The organism is Pseudoalteromonas piscicida (assembly GCF_002208135.1).
GTDB classification, from domain to species: domain Bacteria; phylum Pseudomonadota; class Gammaproteobacteria; order Enterobacterales; family Alteromonadaceae; genus Pseudoalteromonas; species Pseudoalteromonas piscicida_A.
Window position 1 is genome coordinate 3,868,361 of the sequence record NZ_CP021646.1, and the last position, 24,033, is coordinate 3,892,393.

Here is a 24,033-nt window from a genome sequence, read left to right on the forward strand (position 1 = left end):
TCACTGGCAACCACTTTTTACTTGCTACATTGCTCATATCGGTGACGGTAGATATGAATCAAAAAGCCCTACTCAGGGCTTTTTTTATGCCTCTATTTTCGATCAGCGCTTGTTCAGCTGTAATGTCGTGTAATCGTTTTCTTTTACTAGAATCCGTATCATTCTATTTTTCCAAAAATAACAATAATATGAACGCTCGACGCTACCGTTATAACATGTTGTTAAGCCTGCTGTTGTTGGTAGGATTTATTTTCACCAGCTGGATAAGTATTGAGCACGCTAAACAATCTTTGTACAAAGGAGTGAGCGATGATGCTCTGCCGCTCACCAGCCATCTGATTGACTTAGATTTACAAAAACGTCTCCAAGCTCCAATCATTGTGTCTCAGCAAATGGCAAATAACGTCTTTATAAAACGTTGGCTGACGTCTTCACAGCAAGACCCAGCGCTTATTTTCACCTACTTAGAAGATACTCGAGCACTACATCACGCAAAAACAAGCTTTTTAGTGGATGACAAGAGCCTTACTTATTACCACTTTGATGGTAACACCCAGCAGTTAGACATCCGAGCCAAACAAAACGATTGGTACCGAGAGAGCCTGCATAGCGATTCTGACTATGCGCTCAATGTTGATATAGACCCAAGAGACAACAACGACGCCATTGTTTACGTCAATCATAAGATCAAGCAAAACAACGATGTAATTGGCGTTGTTGGGGTTGGTATCTTATTGGCTGATTTACACAGTTTAATTGAACAATACGAAGTCAGTTACGCACGCAAACTGTATTTTATCGACCACAAAGGCAGGCTATTATTTTTTAACGACCAGACCCTATCTGGCACTAATATTCATGACCGCTTTCCAACCCAAGCAACGGCAATGCTCAATCAATCCGAATACCAATTTCGGTTGGAAACCGACGACCATGCAGAGTTTGTCCATTCGCGCTATTTGGATTCGGTTGGCTGGTATTTAATTGTTGAACAAACAATAGATAAATCGGGAGGGATCAGCGACATTCTCACAACCAATTTATGGGTAGGGAGCCTCGTCACCCTATTAATATTGGCCGTAGCACAGTTGACGTTTAACCACTATCAAAAGCGCTTAGAACGAATGGCGAAGTACGACAAACTCACCGATACCTTTAATCGCCAAGCCTTCGAGCCACAGCTTCAGCACCATTTAGCGAAAGCACGTACCCAATCAACCCCTGTAGTAATGTTGATGATGGACATCGACCACTTTAAACAAGTGAACGATCAACATGGCCATGTGGTAGGCGACAGAGTGCTGCAATGCTTTTCGAACGTATGTAAACGCCAGATAGATAACAACGGTTTGCTGTGCCGCTGGGGAGGCGAAGAGTTTATGGTACTGCTACCCAAAGCGACGTTAGAGCAAGGAATTACTATTGCTGAGAAGATCCATGTTGCACTAGAGCAGGCGGAATGTGAGGTCAAAGTGACCGTCAGTATTGGCGTTGCACAATACCATATTGATGAATCGGAAGATGGTTTTATAAAGCGCGCCGATGCCGCGCTCTATCGTGCCAAACAAGGGCGGAATCAAACCAAATTCGCCGCTTAGCGGCGATTCTTACGCGCTCTTGCGCGGCGCTGACGTTTTTCTTCTTCACGCGCAGCCTTTTTTGCCTCAGCTTGCGCTCGTAACTCAGCAACCATTTCTTCTTCCGACTCACGCATTTCCGGCGTTTCCATCGTGATCCGCCCGATAACAGCATCGCGCAGTTCGTTGATTAAAATCTCCGACATCTTGTGCGTATCGACCTGATTGCCACCCTTAACGCAACCGCGCTTACGGCCAGCCATCTCGATAAATGTCCAGTCACAATCCGGTAATTCGTCGAGCTTGTAACGTGCTTTTAAAAGTTCTGGATATGCACCTAGCAGATATTCAGCGGTGTAGCTCGCCACTTCTTCATAATTGATAGCGGTATCGCGAATCGCACCCGTTGCCGCCAAACGATAGCCCGAGTTTTCATTCTCAACCTTTGGCCACAACATACCCGGCGTATCGTAAAGCATAATGCCGTCTTCAAGCTTAATACGCTGTTGCGCTTTAGTTACCGCTGGTTCATTACCTGTTTTTGCAACGATCCTACCTGCAAGTGTATTGATAAGCGTCGATTTACCCACATTTGGAATACCCATGATCATGGCTTTTAGCTGCTTATCTTGACCCACTTTATGAGGTGCAAGCTTTTTGCAAAGCGCGTTAATACGCTGTACTTCATTTGCCTTTTCATGACCAAACGCCAGCGCTTTTACGCCACTCTCACGTTCAAAATACTCCATCCACTGCTTGGTCAGTTCAGGATCGGCAAGGTCCGCTTTGTTCATGATTTTGATAACAGGCTTGTCACCGCGTAACTGCCCTACCATCGGGTTTTCGCTACTGTATGGAATACGAGCATCCAGCACTTCAATAATGACATCCATCTGCGGCATGATCTCTTTGATCTCATTGCGCGCCTTATTCATATGCCCTGGGAACCACTGTATTGCCATTATAACCACCTGTATTAATTAACTTTAAAAGCTCATATGTTGAACACCTTGCCAAACTCACACCTACCATAGCGTCATTCGTACGGAGTAAGAGATAAGTTAAGGATACAACATAGGGTACTAAACGCTTTTAATACAGCAGCAGTACCTCATCACTAAGTTGGCTATTCTACTATAAATTGACAGGATTGGGTTAATGGCTATGAATTCTGTTTAATTCACGTATCACGCTCAAAATACTTGTCCATCTACCGCTGCCATGAGTAAAGTCAGGTGACCGAGTCGGTACAGCGCCTCACACAATATGCCTGTCGCGGCCAAAAGCAGCCTACAGGATTACACTTTCCACTGCTGCCAGACAGTAATGTGCTCATTGGTTGTATGAACAATGACCCTGACCAAAGTTACCTGTTAGGGTTTGCCCTTAACGACACCCAACCGTCGGTTGTTACTAGCGAAAACCCTACCCAAAACGTATTGTGCTCTCGCGGCCAAAACCTATTGATGTTTGATGACACCCCAAAAACCCCGCATACTGTGTTGCAAACCCTATCGGGCAACCAGCACTTGGTGTTACATGGGGATAAAAAGCAGCCTTATATTCACTGACTTGCGCAACTTGGCGCGATGAACATTTTTGCAGCCAAAGACATACAACTTGGCAGTGTTAAAAGTGCAATTCGACTACTCACCAATAAAACCTTCATTGCCAGCGCCAAACAACAACTGGCGCTGGAGAGTAAAAAGTCGGTGATTGCCGATGCAGCAACCAACCTTGACGTCACCGCCAAACAAAATATCACCCTTAAGGCGGGTCGCAGCCATCGCAGTGTTATCCAAAGTGATATGGATCCCATCTCCATTGGGTTTAGGTATGATTACAAGCAAGAGTGGCAATTTGATTAGCAAAGATCACAGACTCTAGGATAATAATTTTTAAATTTGGATTGATTAATACATCAAGTATTCAAGTGAGGGTGATACACTCGCGTAAGGCTTTGTAGTATTCAAGTTTAAAGAGGCGGCATGAACCACTCCCCTATTCCACTCAACATTACCGCGAGCGCCAAGATTGAAAGCATTGTGGTGCTGCATGGCTTGTATATGTCTGGCTTTGTGATGCGCCCGCTTAGTGCTCGCTTGGGTAAGTCAGGCTACCGCATTCTCAATTTAAGCTATAACACGTTAACGCCAAATATTGATGAGATCTGCGCCGCTATTGATACGTTTGTTGGCGACCGCCCCGCTGCACTCGTTTGCCACTCCATGGGTGGCTTAGTTGCAAGAGCCTATTTAGAGCGAGGCTCTACAGCGAGCAAGCAAGTAAAAAAAGTGGTGACCCTCGGGACACCACATAAAGGCAGTGCCATTGCCAAGCATATGCATGACAAAGGACTGGAGCTCCTGTTAAAAAACAGTGTGGAGTTTTTATTATCTAACAATCAAGATTGGCCTTTCGATGCTAAGCTTTACAGTATTGCCGGTGACTTACCCATTGGGCTAATGCCACTACTGCAAAAGGGCAGCCAATCGGATGGCACTGTGTTACTAGAAGAAACCAAGCTCAATGGCATGGCCGAGCACAAAGTGTTTCATCTCAGCCATACCAGCTTAATATATTCCCGTGCGGTAATGGACTATATCTGCGAGCTGTTAGAAAAGCCTTAGCGCTCCGCACTTGCAGCCACTTTGTAGGCAATCACTGCAATCAAACCAACTAATAACGGCACTGGTGCTGCGATATAGCCAAAGGTATCTGAGTTTGCGATGCTTGCGCCAGCTAAGTGACCTACTAGCCCAACAACAAAAGCCACTAAAGCGATAACAACGACGACGAGTTCCATTTTATGTTCTGATTTTGTTTTGCCTTTCATACTCATTTCCTCAAGTAGTAGACACCGCGTTTTTCGTGTCTCGATGAGATAATTATGCGCTTATAGTGCGGTGATATTTTGACCTAAATCAAGTTTAAAACCGCCAAAATACGAACGAGATTAAACATTTGTCTTAGATCAAAAATCGCACCTTCTGGTATGGTTGTGGAAAAAGTTGGCAAGCTTTATTCCCGTCGAGTCTTTATGTCACTTTGCTATTTTTGGAAGCTTTTTGGGGTTTCATCTTGTTTTTTAACGCACTCATCCCAACGTCATATTGTATTAATATTTGATATGTTTTTATTTTATTGATTGATTTTTCCGATTAAACACTTTGATTTTAATCATTGGGCAATCATCAAAGGTTGCGCCATACTGACTGTGAATCAACAAGGAGCATCGCATGACAAACATTAATTCTATCGGCTTAGACAAAGCAAAAAGCCAAGCGCTAGTAACATCACTTAATACGCTACTGAGCAGCTACCAAATTCAGTATATGAATGCCCGTGGTTTTCACTGGAACATCAAAGGTCGTGAGTTTTTTGAACTACACCTAAAATTTGAGGAAATTTACACGCTACTACTTGAGAAAGTCGACGAAATCGCAGAGCGTATTTTGACGATTGAAGGCAACCCATTGCATGCATTTTCTGATTACTTGGAAAACAGCAAAATTACAGAAGCAAAAGGCATTAGCAATGGTACACAAGCATTAGAAAATTTGCTTGATGGCTACACGACACTTATTTCTATGCAGCGTGAGATTTTAGCGCAAGCGGGTGAAGCCGAAGATGAGGGGACAGCAGCATTAATGAGCGACTACATCAAAGAGCAGGAAAAACTGGTGTGGATGCTTAAGGCGTATTTAAACTAAGATAGACGTATAGGTCGGGCTAAGGCTAGGGTGCACGAGTCGAGCTAAAGCTACGACCTACAAGCCGAGCCCGCTCCTACCTGGGTTTTCCTCTGGTAGGAGCGAGTTTACCTCGCGATCTTTTATCGCTTTTTTGTCGAGCTAGAGCTACGATCTAGCATCCAATAGGCTGATAAAGAATGCCATCTCTAACGCCCTTTCATGGAGGCTTTTAAATCGGCCTGACGCACCACCGTGACCCGCTTCCAAATCGGTTTTAAAGACCAGTACGTTATCATCCGTTTTATACTCTCTAAGCTTAGCAACCCACTTCATCGGCTCCCAATACTGAACTTGCGAATCGTGCAACCCAGTGGTGACTAGAATATTTGGATAGGCTTTGGCTTCAATATTGTCATACGGCGAATACGCTAAAATATTCTGGTAGTCCGCTTCATTATTCGGATTACCCCATTCATCATACTCGTTGGTGGTCAATGGGATTGACTCATCCAACATGGTAGTTAACACATCCAAGAAAGGCACATGGCAGCCTAACCCTAAATAAAGCTCTGGAGCTTGGTTTGCAATTGCGCCCATTAACAGGCCACCTGCACTTCCACCTGATGCAAACACTTTTTCTCTATGCCCGTAGCCTAGCTCAACCAAGGCCTTGGTAACATCAATAAAGTCGTTGAAGGTATTTTGCTTGTGGGCTTTTTTTCCTTGCTCATACCATTCACGACCGAGCATCTCAGAACCACGAATATGGGCAATCGCGTATACAAATCCTCTATCTAACAGGCTTAGAATTTGGCTAGAGAAGTTAGGGTCGATAGTAATACCATAAGAGCCATAGCCATACTGCAATAATGGATTGCTACCGTCTTGGTTAAACTTATCTTTGCGATACACCAAAGATACTGGGACTTTAACGCCATCTCTTGCGGTAATATGCAAACGTTCAGAGTGATAATATTCCGGTTTAAAATCACCTAACACTTGTTGTTGCTTTTTAAGCGTTTTCTTACCGGTGGTTAAGTCACAATCGTACACCGAGCTAGGAGTTGTCATACTCGAATAGTGAATACGAATATTACTTGAACTCGGCTCAGGGTTATTTCCTACCGTGGCAAAATAACAAGCATCATCAAATCCAAGGTGATAGCTCTGCCCTTGATAATCATGAACAACAAAGCGGATCTGCCCTTGTTCACGCTCAGTCAGTACAAAGTGACTATTGAACAGCTCCAAGCCTTCTAATAGTACATGGTCACGGTGAGCAACCAACTCTTCCCATTGCTCAACATCACCGACGGTTGCCGCTGTTGCACGCATTAAACGGAAATTTTTAGCATTCTTATTACTAAGGATGTAAAAGAACTCTCCCATTTTTTCAAGACCATATTCATGGCCAATTTCTCTTGGAATAAGGGCGCTAAACTCACCGCAAGGATCGTTTGCATCGAGTATTAACTGATCACTCGTTTCCGTCGCAGCCAAATAAATAAAAATAGCGCTTTCATCACGGCTTTTACCCAACCCCATATAAAATTGGCGATCTTGCTCTTCAAACACCAAAATATCATCGCTTTGTGGTGTTCCTAACACATGGCGATACACTTGGAAGCCGAGCAACGTTTGCTCGTCTTTTTTGACATAAAAGACGGTTTTATTGTCGTTCGCCCAAATTACCTGACCTTCCGTGTTATACAGCACGTCTTGTAGTAATGTGTTGGTATTTAAATCAAGAAACTTGATGGTATAAATTCGACGCCCGTCGGTATCTTCACTATAGGCAAGCAGCTGCTCATCTGGGCTTACGGTAATATCACCGATGTCATAAAACTCGTTACCAGCGGCTAACTGATTAATATCTAAAAGAAGTTTTTTATCCGACAAGTCTTCTTGTGATGCGCGATAATACTTAGCATATTCCTCATCACCACTGACTTCACTTACATACCAATAGTTGCCATCTTTTGCGGGCACTGAGCTATCGTCTTTTACGATACGGCCTTTCATTTCTTCAAACAGCTGGGTTTGCAGCGCTTGGTGAGGCGCCATTTGCGCTTCACAGTAATCATTCTCTGCTTTGAGGTGTGCCAACACATCAGCATTTTTACGCTCGTCATCACGCATCCAGTAGTAGTTGTCGATACGCTCATGATTATGGTGCAGCAAGGATTTCGGCTGCTTTTTGGCTAGCGGTTGAGTTTTTTCCATCACCAAGTTGTCATCCTAAATTCGTTATTTTTCACCAGTGTATCATGATTCAAGTGCCATACCAGCGCGCAAAGAAAAAGGCCGAGCATCACTGCGCGGCCTTTATATTATTGAGTGTAAACGGGAGTTTCTAAACTTCCGCTTCCTCTAGTTGGTTATCGTCAGATTTAGGCTTGCGTCTGATCTTCGCTTTTAAGCGTGAACCCGCACCCTGCACATCCGTTAAGATGATGTATAGAGCCGGCACTAATACAAGCGTGATAAGCGTTGCGAATAGCACTGCAAACCCAAGTGATACCGCCATCGGAATAACAAACCTTGCTTGTAGACTGGTTTCAAAGATGATTGGCATTACACCGGCAAACGTCGTGATAGAGGTTAGCGTGATTGCCCTAAAGCGTGCACAACCCGCTTCAATAACCGCCTCTTTAAGCTTAACGCCCTCAGCACGTGCTTGGTTGATATAGTCCGTCATTACCAGGGAGTCGTTGATCACAACCCCAGCTGCTGCAACTAGACCAAACATAGACATGGTACTCATATCTAAACCAAATATTAAGTGGCCCCACAAAGCACCTACTAAGCTAAACGGGATCACCGACATTACGATTAGCGGTTGCGCGTAACTCTTAAGCGGCACAGCCAATAGGATATAAACCATCAACATACCAGCGGCAAAGAATAAGATCTGTTCACTGGTTTGCGCTTGACGCTCTTCCACCGTGCCACTCAGCTTAGTTTTTACGCCAGGGAACTGCTTAAGTAGCTCAGGTAAGATGTTCTCTTCGATATTCTTAACCACGGCATCAGGCTCAATTAGCTCTTCATCAATGCTGCCGTAAACATATACCGTTCTAAAGCCATCTTCACGACGAATATAATTGATACCCGGCTTCTCGGTAAACTCAACAACATCGCCTAACATCACTTCTTTGCCTTTTGGCGTTGTGATAATAGTACGCTTAAGTGAAGCCAAAGCTTTACGGTCAAGTTCGGGATAACGCACCATCACTTTGATCTCTTCGCCATCACGAATAACACGCTGTGCTTCGCCACCGTAGAAGCTATTACCAACCTGAATCGCAACATCAGCAAGTTGCAAGCCAAGCTCATAAGCCACTGGCTTAAGCGCGATCTGCATTTCTTTACTCGCAGGATCAATACTCGAGCTGATATCAAATAGCCCAGGTTGCTGCTGCAACATAGAAATAAGCTGTCTGCCCGCCGCATTGAGGGTCTCGATATCAGAGCCTAGCAAGCGATAACCAAATTCACCCTCACCACCACTTTGATCGCCAACACTGTCATACACAATGATTGACTTCACTGCAGTGATCTCTGGCATTGCCTCGCGCCAACGGCGCGCCAGTTCAAAAGCGGTAAATGGTCTTTGCTCTTCGTCAACTAACGTCGATAACACTGAGCCCTTAGTACGGCTTTGGTTCCAAGAATATACATCCTTAATCATGCCTTGACCGAACTCTTGGGCAATCTCCTTATCAACATTGCGTACCATCAACTCTATAGACTGCATTGCTGCAATGGTCTGCTCGTCTGATACGTTGTCGTTCATGGTAATTTCGATCTTTGGATAATCCTCTGGCACTTTCGGGAATGGAATAAAGCGCACTAAATTCGAAGTCACCAAGCTAAAGCTAAATACCAACATCGCCACAAAAGTTAATAATACGGTCCAGCGCCAGTCAACACAGCGCTGAATAAAGCGTCTGTATGGTCCGTTCACAAAAGCGAAGAATTTCTTGTTAAATGCAGCTCGGCGACTGTTTGGACGCAGTGGTTTAATCTTAGTATGAGCAATGTGCGCTGGTAAAATCCATTTGGATTCAATCAAACTGAATACCAAACATAGAATAATAACGCCCGAGATTGACTTAAAGAATGCACTTTCAGGACCAGATGAGAACATCATGGGTGCAAACACAGCAATGGTTGTTAGTACACCGAAGGTTGCTGGCGTTGCAACACGCTTAGCGCCGATCACCACATTCTTAACGCTATGGCCTTTGCGTTCAATTTCGGAGTAGGCGGATTCCCCTATAACGATGGCGTCATCCACCACAATACCAAGCACCATGATAAAAGCGAACAGCGATACAATATTAATGCTGATCCCAAGTGCTGGCATAAATAGAAACGCACCAAGGAAACACACTGGCAAGCCAATCATTACCCATAGCGCTAATTTGAAGCGGAGGAAAATAGTCAGCATGATCGCAACGAGTAACGCACCCTGTAACATATTGCTCTTCATCATCTCGAGTCGAGCGTTCAGGTAATACGTCATATCAACGATTGGTTCCAATCTCAAGCCTGCGGGTAATTTAGCGTTTTTCTCTTCGATATATTTATGTACCGCTTGAGCGATTGGGATCATGTTCTGATCTTTGGTCGCTTTAACCGACAGAAATACCGCATTTTCACCATTCAAACGGAAGTAATATTCCCCTTCGGTTAGGCCATCTTTAATTTCTGCGATGTCTTGAAGGTAAACCTTTGCACCGTTATCACCGACTTTAACAGGGATATTTCTAAATTCATTACCACGGTACATTTGGTTTTCAACACGCACCGCGATGATGCCGGATTCGGTCCTGATTTGACCTGCTGAAATGTTGGTCGAATAACGTCTAATTGCGCTACTTACATCACTAATAGTTAGGTTGTAACGGCGCAAAGCGTCTGGGTCAACTTCAATACCAATTTCGTAATTAGGAGTGGAACGATCAACCAGTGAAATTGTTGAAATTTCTAGTAATTCATCCTCAATTTCTTTGGCTATTGGCTTGAGTGCATTTAGCGGTAGATTACCAGCCAGCGCAATGTTCACTACGTCTTGACGAAATTCTATAAGCTGAACTTGGACAGGCTCCATGGACGCTGGGAAGGTCGCGATACTATTCACACGCGAGCGGATTTTATCTTCTACTGCCGTTAAGTCTTCATCTTTATAGATTTCAAGTTGCGCACTCCCGCTGCCTCTAGCGGCGCGGTAAACCCCTTTTTTGATTTCTGTAACGTCTTTCAAAGCTTCTTCAATTTTGATCAAGATCCCCTCTTCAATTTCTTGAGGAGACGCGCCTGGATAAACGGCTGACACCGTCACATAATTGATTTCAAAGTTTGGAAACATTTGCCTTTGGATGGTCATATAACTGATAAAACCCATTATCAGTATGAAGACCATCAACAAGTTCGCGGCTACCGTATTATTCGCAAAATAGGCGATAATACCGCGCTGCGATGTTTTTTCTATATCACTCATGGTCGCTCCTTGCTGTTACAGCTTTTCCGGCTGACTACTAGGCTTTGATGACGAATCCGTGCCAGCAACTTTAACTTCCATGCCTTTTTGTGGATATTCAGGTGGTGTCATGACCACTTTATCGCGACTTGTGATGCCATCTCCGATTAAGAAGAACTCGCCTTCTTCGCGGATCACTTGCACTTTTCGTGGCTCAAGCTGGTTATCTTGATTCAACAACCAAACCGACTGATTATTCACAATATCTTGAGGTAGGCGGTAGATTTGCTTTAACGTTTTACCTGCGAAGCTAACCTGTACATAGGTACCGTATTTTATCGCTGGCTGGCGCGTTGTGAGGCCGTAAGGGTCGGTAATACGTACCACCAAGTTGTTCATACGAGTTTGCTGGTCAACAGTCCCTAAGTCTCTATCAATCACTGCTTCACGCGTAAAAGCATTGACACCGCGCTGATAAACTGTGGCAGCAAGGCCTGACACTCGCTCGGGTAAAAACACAGAATCAAAACCCGCGATAGGAATAATCACCTCCGCAGTTTCGATATTATTGATAGTACCAACTGAGCTACCCATGGAAACGAACTGGCCAAGACCAACGTCTTTTTTCACCACTAGCGCGTTGTAAGGCGCGATAACCTCGCAGTTTTCTAGGTCTCGCTTTGCACGCTGTAGCGCCGCTTTGGCAGATTTAACTGAGGCTTTGGCACTCATGACTTGCGGTTTACGTAAAAATAGGTCGGTATGCTTTTTATTTGGAAATCTTCTTGCTTCATCGGCAGCTACGTCGGCTTGTGCTTGCTCTTCGATAAGCTGCGCCTGTGCTCTGGCAAGTTCTGCTTCTGCTTGTAGCAACGCGGCTTCGTAATTATCTTGCTCAATGCGCAGTAACACTTCGCCTTTTTGTACCACACCACCTTCAACAAAGTTAGGGTGCCAGTATTCAACTTCGCCCGATACTTGAATAGAAAGTTGCGTACTTTCTAGCGGTTTTACTTCGCCATAACTTTGGATCACCACTTGGTGATCTTGTGCAGCGAGAGTTTCAACTTCAACAACAGGACGAGAATCGACTTCTTGCTTCTCAGGTTCACTCTTAGCAACGGCATTGACGAACATAAATCCGACAACACCCACTATAAGCACGGTAAAGGGTAGAATCCATTTTAAAGTTTTAGCTTGCATAACAGTACCTATTGATAATTTCCTGACCGTATAGTACCAAGTTTAGCGCGTTCTCGGATGTGACATTTGTAAGAATCTGTTACACCTTTAGAACAACTTTTTATAACTATCGAAAAACAGTGGAAATTATAAAGTAATTTCAAATAATTAATCGTTAAAGTCTATGATATATAAGGATCTTTTTAAGTACGACTTTTGTGAGTTATATAACAATTTTTCCGGTTTTTTGTCACATTCATCGCCCTAGATCTGCTTTGTAACATGATGAAGCTCAAGCGCTAGAACAATACTGCCTACCAATACGACAGCGGCCAACAGATAGAGCCCAAGCTGCGCACTCAAGATGCCAAACGTGCTCGCCACAACTAAAGACAAGAAAACAGCAATAACAACTGTAACTACCAGAAGATGAGCCCGACTCCAACACTGCTCAATAAGAATATCGCGTGCTTTAGCGCCAACTAAACGCTTGATATTAAAGACTGGCTCACTCAATATCGCAAGGTAGCCAAGCAGGCCATACATGCCAGCAATTACCTGTATTAACATCATCAGTGCGATCACCAGCCCAGCGACAAAACTCAACCACGCTGTTTTGTTAAGCTCCTGCATACGCGATTTGATATCGACGAGTTTTAAGATAGATTGGCTTGGGTTTTGTTGTTTATATAAGGCGGTAACCGTACGCAAGTCTAATTTCTCTCCTGCTTTGGCACGCACCAGTATATTTCCGCTAATAAAATTAAAAGGTAAATAGGCCAAGACTTGTGCCTGGGAGGCGTGACTAAAGGTATTTTCAACAATTCCCACAAGTGTAACTGGACGCTGATTTCTGTCATAGATAGTCATGCCGATGTCTGCAGCAGTCACACCAAGACGCTGGGCTAGAAGTTGGTTGAGCACCACCTTTCTTCTTGAACTATTGATAGCAAGGTCATCTTCCAAAAACCCGCCTCCAGCAATAAACCTTAGCCCTGAGGTTGCAAAGTAATTAGGTCCGCCGAGCTGCAAGTAAGCGACGACTGAATCGCTGCCATCATCACGTAAGCTGAGCGGCTCCAGAAATACAAACTCGTGGGGTAATACGCCAGCCAGAGCAGCACTCTCGACGCTTGGGTGCTGCCTAAGCGCCGACAAGTTTGTCATCGCTTGATTATATCTTGCTTGTGTAGCATCTGAGCTGCGGTCATAGTTGCTTTGCTGTAACTCAACAAAATAAAGGTCTTCCGAGTTAAAACCACTCGGCGTGTTTAGCTGCCCGCCAAAGTAACTCAACAACCAAAATGCAAAGCTCATGGTGACAATACCAACTCCCATTTGTAGTCCAAGTAAGGTTTGGCTTATCGGTTTTGGTAACTGTTTAACCTGGCCTTTCCCAGAGCCATTTAATTGACTGCGAATATCCTTAAATGACACTTGTGACATTGCCAATTTTGCAAACACCAGAGCACAGAGTTGAGCAAATCCAATGGCCAATAAGCAGCTCCACCAAGGCAGCTTCAGCCAAACCAAGTGCGCTAAGCTTTCCTTTGCCCAAAACTGCATCAACCAAACGCCACTATTCGCTATCCCTATGGCAAGTATTGAAGCAAGCAAAAAAACTAACCCGATATAACGCCACTGCTCGAACTCTAGATTGCCACGCTTCGCACCTAGTACAATCGCAAGCGCAAGCTGGTTTTGTTTGGCTTTAAAATCCAGCAAGTAGAGCGAAAATGCGTTCACTAAGGTAATGACAAGCAACCCAAAGCCTGCAAATGCTAACCATTGCGTCGTTGTTTTTAGCTGTCCTTTTAGTTTATCTACTAATGGCAACAACGAAAACCCGAGCGTAGCACTGCCAGATAGCGCCTGTTGTAATTGAGCTTGCTCAAACGCGGCTTGAAATTGTGCCTGTAAAAGCGTTAATTTTGCCTGCGCATTTTCTTGCTTTACGCGACCGACAAGAAATAAATCGCTTCTTACCGCCAAGTGGTCCATACCCGTAATACGGTTACCCATCATCAGCGCAAATGGCAAGAATACTTCACTCTTCCGGTTAGATTGATACAGTTGCGGCTCATACTCATCGCATGCAGCCACTCCCACCACCATATAGCGGCGGTCATCAAGTTGAATGCTCTGTTCAATTATTTCTTTATCGGGAAAGTGTTGCTGCGCAAAGCACTCTGTCACAACCACTTCACTTGGTGCATTACCAAGCGTGTTGCTTTGGGAAAACCATCGGCCTTTCTTCAAACCAATATTAAAGAGCGAAAAGAAATCATCACTGACGTAAGTCGTCTCAACCCTTGGTTCAACCACTGAACCGCGCAATAAGCTGTGGCTATAAAACACAGCAGAGGCTTTATCAAACAATTGTTCGTCTTGAGCAAGTTGCCAAGCAACAGGCGTGGAGATGGCATTTTCCATGATCACCTTGTGGTGTTCATCTAACATATTTCCTTGCAACCAAACGAGCTTATCACTTTGCGGATAAGGTAAAGGCTGATAAGCCTGCCATGATAAGCCAATACTCATTATTATAGCGGCAAACGCGCCGCTCAATAACACGACTAGCATCAGATTTAGCTTAAGCCTATATCTAAAGCGTCTCAATAGCGTACGCCACAAAGTCATCTTACTCCCTCACAAATTCAGATGGGTTAATCAACGCATTGAGTGGCCTGCGCAGTATTTGTTGTAGTGAAAAATACATGCACAAACTCGACACCAACACCATCCCCGCTGAAACAACAAAAAACACCTCAAAATTAAACACTTGCTGAAAATACGGCGACAATAATAAGCAGCCTAAAAGGGAGATAATTAGCGCAATACCAATGTGCTTAAAGAGGATGATAAGATCCTCTTGGGTGAGATCGAGGTGCTTAGCTCCTAGCACCATTTTTGTACCGTAATAAGCAATTTTAAGTGATTGGCTATAACGGAAAACGCCAATTAAACCAACAATGATGAGCAGTAGCGTCAACGAGAAAATAAACAGTGCCCCATAGGTGACCAAGGTATCGGTCAGCAGGTATTGTTCGCGCTGTGCGGCAAGTGAAGTAAAGCTAAAGATTTTCAACGCAGGGTGAACCTGTGTCAGCAACTCTGCAAAATTCGCTTTAGTAACCGGCAGCTGCGTCTTAATCAATAACGTATTATTACCTTGTACTGCTCGATAGACATATGGCAACGCGGGTTCGCCTGGTACAGCTAAATCGGCAACCACAGCAATAATTTCAAATGCCGCGTCTTCGTCTGCAATGTTAAAACTAAGACGCTTGCCTATCGCCTTTTCTTCCCCACCTAATTGCTCAGCAAAGGTTTTGTTGATAATTAACTGCTGTTCCCCTCTGCGTACGGCATCACTATCGAAAAACTGACCTTGTAGTAATGGCAAAGAAAAAAACTCAAGATAACCACTATCCACAACTCGACCAACTGGGTGCACTCGTTCGAGCGTATCGACATCTTGCAATGACCAAGTGCCAACGCCTTGTCCGATGGGCGACCGGCTCCGGCTTACTGCGATTACTTCTGCGGTATTCGCTAGGGCTTCACTGGCTTGACGCATTACCTCTGTGTATTCATCTCTTGGCATAGTATCAGGGGCATAAAACGTCACTTCGTATTTATTCTTGAGATCCACTGCATAAGCATTTTTGAGATGAGATATGGCAGCAACACCGACATTGAAGCAAAAGAAGAGCAAGATAATAGAAATACTTAACTGACTAACTGCCATGATCCGTTGCACTCGTGCACTCACAACAACAGCAGTTCCCTTACCACTTTGTTTCAGCATTTGCGTCAAGTGACGAAAGCGTATTGCTGACATTCCAGCTAACAACAATAACCAGCTCGTTAACAAAGCGACTAACCCCAGTGCAAGTACACTTTGCCAAGTTAATGCTATCAGCTGCGCTTGCGGCAACAGTCCCACCAGCTCTCGTTGAAGCCATTGGCAGATAGCATAGGATGCCCCTGTCGCAATTACGAGTGATACGAAGCAAAGTGCCAGTAGCGGCGACCACTGCATCAGCGCAATATCTCGTGTTTTTGCTCCCACCACCGCTTGAATTGCCAGCCTACGCTGGATCTGACTGAGTCTCGCAAGGTATAAGTTACTGATATTTAATAGCGCTATACCAAGTAACCCCAGCGATACCACTAACATTCCAAATAACAGCAGGGGTGATTTACCGAGCATTATTGATTTCAATGGCACCGCACGAATGCCAATATGCCACTTTGCAAAGTACTCACTATCACTGACTTTGCTGCGCCAAAGAGTGTTCATTTCGTTCGAAAGTGATAGGCTCACTTGCTCATGCTCCGCGCCTGCAACCAGCTTACCCACCATCAAATTAAGCGCGTAACGATTCCACCAATAAGGTTTAGCTTCTTCCGAGGTTAGATTGTATTGCCACGGTAACCATACCGCCGTGTTGTGTGTGAGCTTTTTTAAGTTAGGCTCGTAAAACTGCTCTGCAGCTACCCCGACAATCGTAAACTCCTGCTCATCAAGACGTAATGTTTTGTTTAAAATATTAGGATCGCCATTGAAATAACTTTGCCAAGCTTGAAAGCTCAGCACTGCAACAGGACTGCTCTCATCTACAGATTCAGTAATAACCCGCCCCATCGCAAGCGGCATATCAAAAATGCTAAACCACTCTGGCGAGACATAAGCGGATTCAATTTGCGGCGCATCGGCATCTGAGGTGAGCAGCTGCTCGGCATAATGCACCATTGCTAGCTGTTCTATTGCGGCAGGTTTATGCTCGTATAAATGCATTAATGATGGGTAGTTAAAGGCCTCGCTGCTCTCGTTGCTATTTTCATCAAACATCGGGTATTCAAGCTTAACTATCCGTTCTGCGTCTGGGTATGGCAGAGGTGAGAAATACAAGCTATGTAACATCCCCATCGCAACGAGCATCACCACAAATACGCAGCTCAGCGTAGTCACTACACTAACATGATAGATATTTAGACGACCTAAATTGAACGCTTGCATGGTGCCCTCTCTATGCTCGCTGACTAATAAGCTGAGAAGAAGCGACTGTGCCTAATAGCTCACCATCAAACAATTTAACCTGTCGAGGGGCCATATCGGCATAGCGTGGGTCGTGTGTCACCATACAAACAGTAGTGCCTTGCTGGTGTAATTCAGCAATCAATTGCATCACCTGATCACCACTTTTCGAATCTAAGTTACCCGTCGGCTCATCCACAAGTAGAATGCTTGGATCAGTCACCAAAGCACGAGCAATCGCTACACGCTGCTGCTGTCCACCCGATAGTTGATTTGGCTTATGTTGAACGCGGTGCGACAATCCAACCTTCTGTAAACAAGACTCGACTCGCTGCTTTACTGCAACCTTACTCAGCTTTTCAGAACGATACTTTAGGGGTAAAGCGACGTTATCGAATACCGAAATTTCGTCAATGAGATTAAAAGCCTGAAAGACAAATCCGATATGCTCATTGCGAAGCTCAGCGGCCTGATCAAGCGTCAGGGTCGTCACATCATGAGCACCAATCGTATAACTGCCACTTGTTGCTTGGTCAATTAAACCAATGATGGATAGCAAAGTAGATTTACCACATCCAGATGGGCCAGAGATTGAAATAAAGTCGCCTTTTGCTATTTCCAGTGAAATATTTCTCAGTGCATGTGTTTGCAGCTCTTCGGTTTCGAACACTTTATTGATATTTTTAAGCACTATCATTTTGATATTCCTACTTTAATAAGATTGTCTCATCTAGACTGGCAAGATAGGCTAGATCAGAAATGATTAATCGTCTCCCGGCTTCAACGCCAGAATCTATAACAATATATTTCCCAGTTGAAGCACCAAAGGTGATTTCCAGCGGCTGAGCGCTATCATCACTAGTCAGTGCAAATAAGGTCAGCGTTTGATTCTCTTTGGCATTGGCGGGTCGCTGTACATAGGTGGCATTGGCAATATGCTTAATGGCGATGCTGGCAGAGATACTCAGCTGCACTCGCGCCTGCTTGGGTAACTCACTTGGTAAACTCACCTCGACTTCCACGCTATTGTTCGTCACCACAGGGTCAACTCGGATCACTTTACCTTTTACTGTGTTGGCCTGCATTTTCACCATAACGTCTTGCCCAGTTTCAACCCAGCGCACTTGGGATTGTGGCACAGACAATACCGCCACCAATGACTGGTTAGAGCCAATCAATGCTAATTCATCACCAACATTGACTCGCTGCCCAAGCGCCAGAGGCATTCGCTCAATGACCCCTGAGGTACTAGCTCTAATCTCTAGTTGTTGTTGTTTTTCTAGTAAGTTATTGAGTTCTTGCTCGCGAATGTTAATTTCTTCGTTGGCAAGTGTAAGCGCCGAACCATGCAGTGCTTGCAGCTGTTTAGCTTGCTGTTCTAGCATGGTAATTTCATGTTGTAAGGTACTCAAACTAGTTTCAGTTTGGGCAAAATTCAGCGCGGAAATAATGCCTTGTTGTGCAAGGTTTTGCTCAGCACGATGACGCAATACTAAGGTTTTTAACTCCCCCGCTTTTGCATCAGCTGCTTTTGTTCGTTTAACTGCTCCCTTTGCTGAGAGAGTAGCAGCTGCTCTTTTATTGCCCACGACTGACGCAGAGCTTGTTTGGCTTGCTGAACTTGCAACACGAGATCAGGGCTCATGAGCTCAGCAATCACATCACCTTTACGAATAATTGCGCCCGCTTTGTGATGGATCACCTTAACAATGGCCGCACTTTGCGCGTTTAACAAAAACTGCTCAGCACTACGTAACTCTCCAAAGCTATCTACTGATAACGTAAGCGGACCTTGTTTCACCTCCGCGACCAGTATTTCAGCGCGCATCACACTGGAATGAGATGCCCATTGTTGCCACAGCAAATAGACAACTATCACCGCTATTAAACAGACAACAACGATGTAATGTGTGGTTTTTTTGGGTTTCGCCGGTTTAACTAGATCCATTTCCCCTCCTAACTGACTACGCACTAAGAGCGAGAACTATGCCAAATATAAATATCTTTAAATTTCAACAAATTAAATCAATATCAAATACCCAATATTGCTACTTTTTCGAAATCGGACACAGCTTTTCGGAATCGAACAGACATTTTAACTTAGTCGCAAGTCTGTCGTTTATCTTTTGTTACATTCATTTTACCTTGAGTTTCTGACAGGCTCTGATGTTTTGGGTACACTCAAGTTTTTACTATTTCGAGTCAACATTATGAAGAAAACGGCATTAAGCATTGCCCTCGCGCTCACCTTTGCAAGCGCCCCAAGCTTTGCTAAAAAAGACAAAAAAGAAGAAGAAAAAACCATCGCTTCACTTATCGAAAATAAAACCAGTATCGATGGCCTATTCCCACTTTATCAGGACAAAGAAAGTGGTGAGTATTTAATGCAGCTCAATGAGTCGCAACTCAACACTCCTTTCTTGTACTTTGCACATACTGTTGACGGAGTAACCGATGCTGGTCATTTCCGTGGTAACTATCGTGAAACAAAGCTGATTGAATTTAGAAAGCACTTTGACCGCATTGATATTATCAGCAAAACGCCACGTTTTATTTTTGATGAAAACTCAGCCATTGCTAACGCGAGTGACGCCAACATCAGCGAAGCGGTACTCGCCAGTATCGAAATTGAAAAAGCCGAAGATGGTAAAATTTTATTCAAAGCGGATAAGTTATTTTTAAGTGAGTCACTACATAAAGTGTCTCCTTGGAAACGTGCAGATGACAAAAACGCAAGTAAGCGTTTTGCTCTTGGTAAATTGGACGACAAAAAATCTCGAATTGTTAAGCACCGTCCTTACAGCAACAACTTAGATATCGTTGTTGATTATGTGTTTAGTAATCCAGATCCAAAAGTCGCCGGCTCAAATGCCGTTACAGACTCGCGCTTTGTCTCACTAAAAGTACAGCATAGCTTTGTCGCGCTGCCAGACAATGACTACCAGCCTCGTTACGATGATGCGCGTATTGGTTATTTCACCAATCAGTTTGACGTGCAAACTTCACCGGATTGGGCACCATATAAGGATGTCATCAAGCGTTGGAACTTAGTGAAAAAAGATCCAAGCGCGGCGCTTTCTGAACCTGTTGAACCAATCGTGTGGTGGATTGAAAATACCACGCCTGTCGAATGGCGTGACACGGTTCGCGATGGTGTACTGGGTTGGAATAGTGCGTTTGAGAAAATCGGCTTTAAGAATGCCATTGTGGTTAAAGTACAACCTGACGACGCCACTTGGGATGCAGGTGATATCAATTACAATGTGCTACGCTGGACTTCATCACCTCGTCCACCGTTTGGCGGCTATGGTCCAGCAACGGCCAACCCACTAACTGGCCAAATTCTTGGCTCTGACATCATGCTAGAGTATGTATTTATGCGTAACCGCTGGATGTATGACTCACTCTACTCCCAAGGTCAGATGAGCCACAGTGCAGAAGCACCGCTCGACACGCTAAACTGTTCACTTGGACATGAAATGCAAGGTCAATTGGTGACGGCAAGCCTCGCAACAGGTGCAGACATCGAGCGCAAAGAAATGCTGCGACAAGGCTTAGTACAGTTGGTTCTTCACGAAGTAGGACACACCTTAGGCCTCAACCACAATATGAAGTCTTCGATTTTGTGGGGCCCTAAAGAAGTACACGACAAGTCAAAAACACAAGGTATCGTAACTGGCTCTGTGATGGACTACGCACCAGCTAACATCGCCCCACTAGGTATGGAACAAGGTGATATCTTCCAAACCAAGCCGGGTCCATACGACGACTGGGCAATTGAATTTGGCTACAGCACGGCACTTAATGATGACACCCAAGAACAGCAACGCCTTGAAAAGATCTTATCTCGTTCTGGCGAACATGGCTTAGCTTTTGGTAACGATGCCGACGATATGCGTGCGCCGGGCCGTCATATTGATCCTCGTGTGATGATTGGCGACTTATCGTCAGATCCGGTGACATACGGCGTTGACCGCATGACTCTGATCAACCATTTATTCACCGAACTAAAAGACAAAGCACGTGTTGAAGGTCAGTCTCATCAACAGCTATTAACCTCAGCGAACATGCTGTTTGGTCAATACCGTGGTCAAGCAGGTGTGATTTCACGCCAGATTGGCGGTGTATACGTTGAGCGCAGCGTAGTAGGCACTGAAGGTAAAACTACACCATTCACACCTGTACCACTTGCGCGCCAAAAAGCAGCAATGACCGCGCTTAAGGAAATGGTGTTTGCACCTAAAGTGCTTGAAAATATGCAGCCTCTTTATAACTACATGCAAGCACAACGCCGTGGCTTTAACCACTATGGTAAGAACGAAGACCCTAAAGTCCATAAGATGGTACTTGGTATGCAAAAGTCGGTACTAGACCAAGTACTACATGCGAATGTATTACAACGTATCAGCGACTCGGCGTACTATGGTAACGAATACAGCCTAAACGAGTTTATGAACGACCTGACCGCTGCAATTTTCGTTGCTGACAAGAATGCAACGACACTGAGCCAGAATCTGCAAATCGAGTACGTTTCTCGCTTGATTAATGTTGCAGGCTTGAGCAAAGCGAGTAAGTACGACAACTTGGCAAAAGCCGCCGCACTATTCCAGCTACAAAGTATTTTGGATAAGAGCACAGCTTGGGGTGCCGATCAGGCAACTAAGGCACATAAAGCCTATATTGACCGTATGATCACAAAAGCGCTGGAAGCGTAACTCAAAAAGTTTTGTATCACGCGAGTGAAATGATCGAAAACGTTAAGGGCTAGCAAATTGCTAGCCCTTGTTTTGTCTGTTTATTAATTCAGCCATTATAAGGCCATATCAAACTCTGATTTATGCTACTAAGCTAAAGCTGGTCTAGAGCGATAGTATTGAATACAACCTAACTGCGCAGCATTAGTCAGTAAAATCATCACGAACATCAACACGTGGGCTACACTCACATGACCAAGGCTCAGCTCTGCAGCGAGTCCAATACCTCCAGCTAAAAACTGTAGTGAGAAATATCTTGCGCTTAAGTTAGAGACATCACCGCTTGTAATCGTTTTATAGGTTTGCGGCATAACTCGGATTGAGCTCATCACTAGCCCTAAGTAAGTTAATGCATTTAGCAACGCTGCAGCTTCGATGCTTTTTGCTAATAAAAGCCCAAATGGTAGCGTCGACAAACCAAGCAAAAGCGCTAATTGGTTGCGCTGTCTCGAGCTTGCATTGTACCGAATAAAGTAATATAAAATAAGCGCGCTTAAAGAACCTGTAATCACGAAAGGCAGCACCATAAAAAAACGTTCAAAGAAAACGTTGTAGGCAATAAAGTAAGAGCTTTGTGCAACACCAAAACTCATCATTAACAGTGATACACCTGACACGCTGCGATTTTTACGGATCTTCCTAATCAAAGGGATAAAACTTAAAACCAAAACGAAAGAAGAAACGATCGGTAAATATTCGCTCAATGCCAACTCCAAATGTCTAAATTGTTGCTAAGTTAAAGTGCTGTAAAGGCCTTAAAAACACAGTGTAAATTTATGATTTTTAAGGTTTTATTTTTGAAGGCGCGCATTTTAAAAGCTAAGTTTTAAAATACAACCGGACGCCTAACATCCAATTTTGAATAGATGGCAAGGCTGGAGTACAGGTGTATATAAATAAATACAAGGAATTACTATGAAGTGGCTACTGATTATACTTACTAGCATTGGCTTGAGCGGATGCAATTCCACTCATACCACTACAGCAGACATTAAACAGAAGATAGATGTAACTTCTCTATTCAACCACTCTCTTTTTGCGCTGAAACCTGTTCCGTCAGAACAACAAATCTTCACTTTACCTAAGCAAGAAGAAGAAGCTTTATTAACGTATGTTGAGCGTTTCAGAGGTAAAAATGTAACCAAAGACGAAATTCTTGGTAGTTTCCTTCAGGCGAAAATTGGCCACTTTTCTTACGACGGCGAAACATTCATAGCCAGTGAGTTGCTAAATCAGCAGTCCGGAAATTGCATTTCTCTAGCTATATTATCTCAGGCCTATGCCAATATTCTCGGTATTGAAACTAGTTACGCCAAAGTCGATAGCTTTCCAATCTATCAAAAAAATCAAAATTTCGTACTTACATCAAGTCATTTTAAGACAAAACTAATTACACCAAAGGAAGAATTAGCAACTCTAAATAACAGACTTTTCTTTAGCGGAACTGTTGTTGATTATTTCCCTGAGCAGGATAGTGTATTCTCAGGGAATGCACAGTATGAAGATTTAGTCGCAAAGTTTTATACCAATTTGGCCGTTTCCGCTTTGTTGGAAGCTGACTATGATATGAGTTATTCTTTGTTGTCTGCTGCGCTCAAATTCGCCCCAAGAGACGCTGAAGCTATCAATATTGCCGCACTGTTACATAAACATGTTGGTGATAGAAATAGTGCGAAGCAAATCTATGATTATGCCTTCACCCATCACCTCACCAGCACCAATTTGTTATTGAATTACCTTAACTATATTCCCAAAGACCAAACTAACCTCAAGAATATGATCCTAGCGAAGCTTGAACAAAGCCCTACCTCCCCTTTCGATACCCTCTCGTTAGCTTCGAGCTACATAAAGCAACAGCGCTATAAAAAAGCCAGAAAACTTATTGAGCCCTTATTGTTGAATTATCATTACTTGCCGGAAGTTTATGTCGAGCTTGGAAAAATTGCTTATTTAGAGCAGAGATACCAAACCGCGTTTGAATACTTTGAGCAAGCAGTCAATAAGTCCAGAGAGCAGTATAAAAAGGACCTATACACCGCCAAGCAAAACATGTTGAACCATTTATTGGTTCGTAATGAGGATATAAAATAAATCATAAAACAAGGAATGTTATTAATTAAGTGAAGTTTATGTTAAAAAGATATATATAAAACTTTACAAAAAGCATTATTGTTTCTATTTTGGTGTGTGGATGTTCAAAAAACATACCACCAACTGGTCGTGCTCTACAGTGCACTCAGGGTGAGGTATGGAACGACTCCCAACTTGTTATTGCAAGTTGGATAACCACACACTC

18 protein-coding genes are annotated in these 24,033 nt (G+C 43.9%); 7 read left to right on the forward strand and 11 right to left on the reverse strand.

Annotation, left to right across the window (positions count from 1 at the left end; all coding sequences use genetic code 11):
- The first annotated feature begins 188 nt into the window (after positions 1-188).
- Entirely contained in the window at positions 189-1,598 is a 1,410-nt protein-coding gene (locus B1L02_RS17710; RefSeq protein ID WP_088532308.1) for a sensor domain-containing diguanylate cyclase, read from the forward strand.
- Here the strand turns inward: B1L02_RS17710 and ylqF are convergent.
- The gene (gene ylqF, locus B1L02_RS17715; RefSeq protein ID WP_088532073.1) at positions 1,595-2,539 is read right to left on the reverse strand and encodes a ribosome biogenesis GTPase YlqF; all 945 of its coding nucleotides are present in this window, start codon (positions 2,537-2,539) and stop codon (positions 1,595-1,597) included. The two genes, B1L02_RS17710 and ylqF, sit on opposite strands and share 4 nt — an antisense overlap.
- Before the next feature lie 273 nt (positions 2,540-2,812).
- Here ylqF and B1L02_RS17720 point away from each other — a divergent pair, with 273 nt between their 5' ends.
- From B1L02_RS17720 to B1L02_RS17730, 3 genes are all read left to right on the forward strand, one after another.
- A complete protein-coding gene (locus B1L02_RS17720; protein ID WP_088532074.1) occupies positions 2,813-3,148 on the forward strand; it encodes a hypothetical protein in 336 nt (111 codons plus the stop codon).
- Between the two features lie 18 nt (positions 3,149-3,166).
- Entirely contained in the window at positions 3,167-3,445 is a 279-nt protein-coding gene (locus tag B1L02_RS17725; protein ID WP_088532075.1) for a hypothetical protein, read from the forward strand.
- A 120-nt stretch (positions 3,446-3,565) separates the two neighbouring features.
- Positions 3,566-4,207 carry an alpha/beta fold hydrolase gene (locus B1L02_RS17730; RefSeq protein WP_088532076.1) on the forward strand — a complete coding sequence of 214 codons (642 nt, stop codon included), beginning with the start codon at positions 3,566-3,568 and terminating at the stop codon, positions 4,205-4,207.
- On the opposite strand, the gene B1L02_RS17735 is transcribed toward B1L02_RS17730, so the two are convergent.
- Positions 4,204-4,413 carry a hypothetical protein gene (locus tag B1L02_RS17735; RefSeq protein ID WP_088532077.1) on the reverse strand — a complete coding sequence of 70 codons (210 nt, stop codon included), beginning with the start codon at positions 4,411-4,413 and terminating at the stop codon, positions 4,204-4,206. The two genes, B1L02_RS17730 and B1L02_RS17735, sit on opposite strands and share 4 nt — an antisense overlap.
- A 403-nt stretch (positions 4,414-4,816) precedes the next feature.
- On the opposite strand from B1L02_RS17735, the gene B1L02_RS17740 reads away from it, so the two are divergent.
- Positions 4,817-5,290, forward strand: a complete 474-nt coding sequence (locus B1L02_RS17740; RefSeq protein ID WP_088532078.1) for a Dps family protein — start codon at positions 4,817-4,819, stop codon at positions 5,288-5,290.
- 147 nt (positions 5,291-5,437) lie between these two features.
- Here B1L02_RS17740 and B1L02_RS17745 read toward each other — a convergent pair whose 3' ends face one another.
- From B1L02_RS17745 to B1L02_RS24600, 8 genes are all read right to left on the reverse strand, one after another.
- Positions 5,438-7,495: a S9 family peptidase gene (locus B1L02_RS17745; protein ID WP_088532079.1), complete on the reverse strand. Its 2,058-nt coding sequence runs from the start codon at positions 7,493-7,495 to the stop codon at positions 5,438-5,440.
- Positions 7,496-7,625: 130 nt separating this feature from the next.
- Entirely contained in the window at positions 7,626-10,778 is a 3,153-nt protein-coding gene (locus B1L02_RS17750; protein WP_088532080.1) for an efflux RND transporter permease subunit, read from the reverse strand.
- A 15-nt stretch (positions 10,779-10,793) separates the two neighbouring features.
- Complete coding sequence (locus B1L02_RS17755) at positions 10,794-11,960, reverse strand: efflux RND transporter periplasmic adaptor subunit (protein ID WP_088532081.1); 1,167 nt, start codon at positions 11,958-11,960, stop codon at positions 10,794-10,796.
- A gap of 243 nt (positions 11,961-12,203) precedes the next feature.
- The gene (locus B1L02_RS17760; RefSeq protein WP_117333069.1) at positions 12,204-14,579 is read right to left on the reverse strand and encodes an ABC transporter permease; all 2,376 of its coding nucleotides are present in this window, start codon (positions 14,577-14,579) and stop codon (positions 12,204-12,206) included.
- A 1-nt stretch (position 14,580) separates the two neighbouring features.
- Entirely contained in the window at positions 14,581-16,965 is a 2,385-nt protein-coding gene (locus tag B1L02_RS17765; protein WP_088532082.1) for an ABC transporter permease, read from the reverse strand.
- A gap of 10 nt (positions 16,966-16,975) precedes the next feature.
- Positions 16,976-17,680 carry an ABC transporter ATP-binding protein gene (locus B1L02_RS17770; RefSeq protein ID WP_088532083.1) on the reverse strand — a complete coding sequence of 235 codons (705 nt, stop codon included), beginning with the start codon at positions 17,678-17,680 and terminating at the stop codon, positions 16,976-16,978.
- Between the two features lie 10 nt (positions 17,681-17,690).
- On the reverse strand, positions 17,691-18,473 hold the full coding sequence (locus B1L02_RS24595) for an efflux RND transporter periplasmic adaptor subunit (RefSeq protein ID WP_232003108.1): 783 nt from the start codon (positions 18,471-18,473) through the stop codon (positions 17,691-17,693).
- Positions 18,474-18,484: 11 nt separating this feature from the next.
- Positions 18,485-18,931 carry a biotin/lipoyl-binding protein gene (locus B1L02_RS24600; RefSeq protein ID WP_232003109.1) on the reverse strand — a complete coding sequence of 149 codons (447 nt, stop codon included), beginning with the start codon at positions 18,929-18,931 and terminating at the stop codon, positions 18,485-18,487.
- A gap of 262 nt (positions 18,932-19,193) precedes the next feature.
- On the opposite strand from B1L02_RS24600, the gene B1L02_RS17780 reads away from it, so the two are divergent.
- Positions 19,194-21,698: a zinc-dependent metalloprotease gene (locus B1L02_RS17780; RefSeq protein WP_088532084.1), complete on the forward strand. Its 2,505-nt coding sequence runs from the start codon at positions 19,194-19,196 to the stop codon at positions 21,696-21,698.
- Between the two features lie 128 nt (positions 21,699-21,826).
- Here B1L02_RS17780 and B1L02_RS17785 read toward each other — a convergent pair whose 3' ends face one another.
- Entirely contained in the window at positions 21,827-22,441 is a 615-nt protein-coding gene (locus B1L02_RS17785; RefSeq protein ID WP_088532085.1) for a PQ-loop repeat-containing protein, read from the reverse strand.
- Between the two features lie 211 nt (positions 22,442-22,652).
- Here B1L02_RS17785 and B1L02_RS17790 point away from each other — a divergent pair, with 211 nt between their 5' ends.
- Positions 22,653-23,828 (forward strand): tetratricopeptide repeat protein, encoded by a 1,176-nt coding sequence (locus B1L02_RS17790; protein ID WP_088532086.1) that lies wholly within the window; start codon positions 22,653-22,655, stop codon positions 23,826-23,828.
- Positions 23,829-24,033: the final 205 nt, after the last annotated feature.

Bases quoted from the DNA above. Each gene is read 5' to 3' on its own strand.
- B1L02_RS17730 (WP_088532076.1), top strand. From the start codon at position 3,566: ATGAACCACTCCCCTATTCCACTCAACATTACCGCGAGCGCCAAGATT.
- B1L02_RS17760 (WP_117333069.1), bottom strand. From the start codon at position 14,579: ATGACTTTGTGGCGTACGCTATTGAGACGCTTTAGATATAGGCTTAAG.
- ylqF (WP_088532073.1), bottom strand. From the start codon at position 2,539: ATGGCAATACAGTGGTTCCCAGGGCATATGAATAAGGCGCGCAATGAG.
- B1L02_RS17750 (WP_088532080.1), bottom strand. From the start codon at position 10,778: ATGAGTGATATAGAAAAAACATCGCAGCGCGGTATTATCGCCTATTTT.
- B1L02_RS24600 (WP_232003109.1), bottom strand. From the start codon at position 18,931: ATGGATCTAGTTAAACCGGCGAAACCCAAAAAAACCACACATTACATC.
- B1L02_RS17740 (WP_088532078.1), top strand. From the start codon at position 4,817: ATGACAAACATTAATTCTATCGGCTTAGACAAAGCAAAAAGCCAAGCG.
- B1L02_RS17725 (WP_088532075.1), top strand. From the start codon at position 3,167: ATGAACATTTTTGCAGCCAAAGACATACAACTTGGCAGTGTTAAAAGT.
- B1L02_RS17745 (WP_088532079.1), bottom strand. From the start codon at position 7,495: ATGGAAAAAACTCAACCGCTAGCCAAAAAGCAGCCGAAATCCTTGCTG.
- B1L02_RS17755 (WP_088532081.1), bottom strand. From the start codon at position 11,960: ATGCAAGCTAAAACTTTAAAATGGATTCTACCCTTTACCGTGCTTATA.
- B1L02_RS17780 (WP_088532084.1), top strand. From the start codon at position 19,194: ATGAAGAAAACGGCATTAAGCATTGCCCTCGCGCTCACCTTTGCAAGC.
- B1L02_RS17770 (WP_088532083.1), bottom strand. From the start codon at position 17,680: ATGATAGTGCTTAAAAATATCAATAAAGTGTTCGAAACCGAAGAGCTG.
- B1L02_RS17765 (WP_088532082.1), bottom strand. From the start codon at position 16,965: ATGCAAGCGTTCAATTTAGGTCGTCTAAATATCTATCATGTTAGTGTA.
- B1L02_RS17735 (WP_088532077.1), bottom strand. From the start codon at position 4,413: ATGAAAGGCAAAACAAAATCAGAACATAAAATGGAACTCGTCGTCGTT.
- B1L02_RS17790 (WP_088532086.1), top strand. From the start codon at position 22,653: ATGAAGTGGCTACTGATTATACTTACTAGCATTGGCTTGAGCGGATGC.
- B1L02_RS17710 (WP_088532308.1), top strand. From the start codon at position 189: ATGAACGCTCGACGCTACCGTTATAACATGTTGTTAAGCCTGCTGTTG.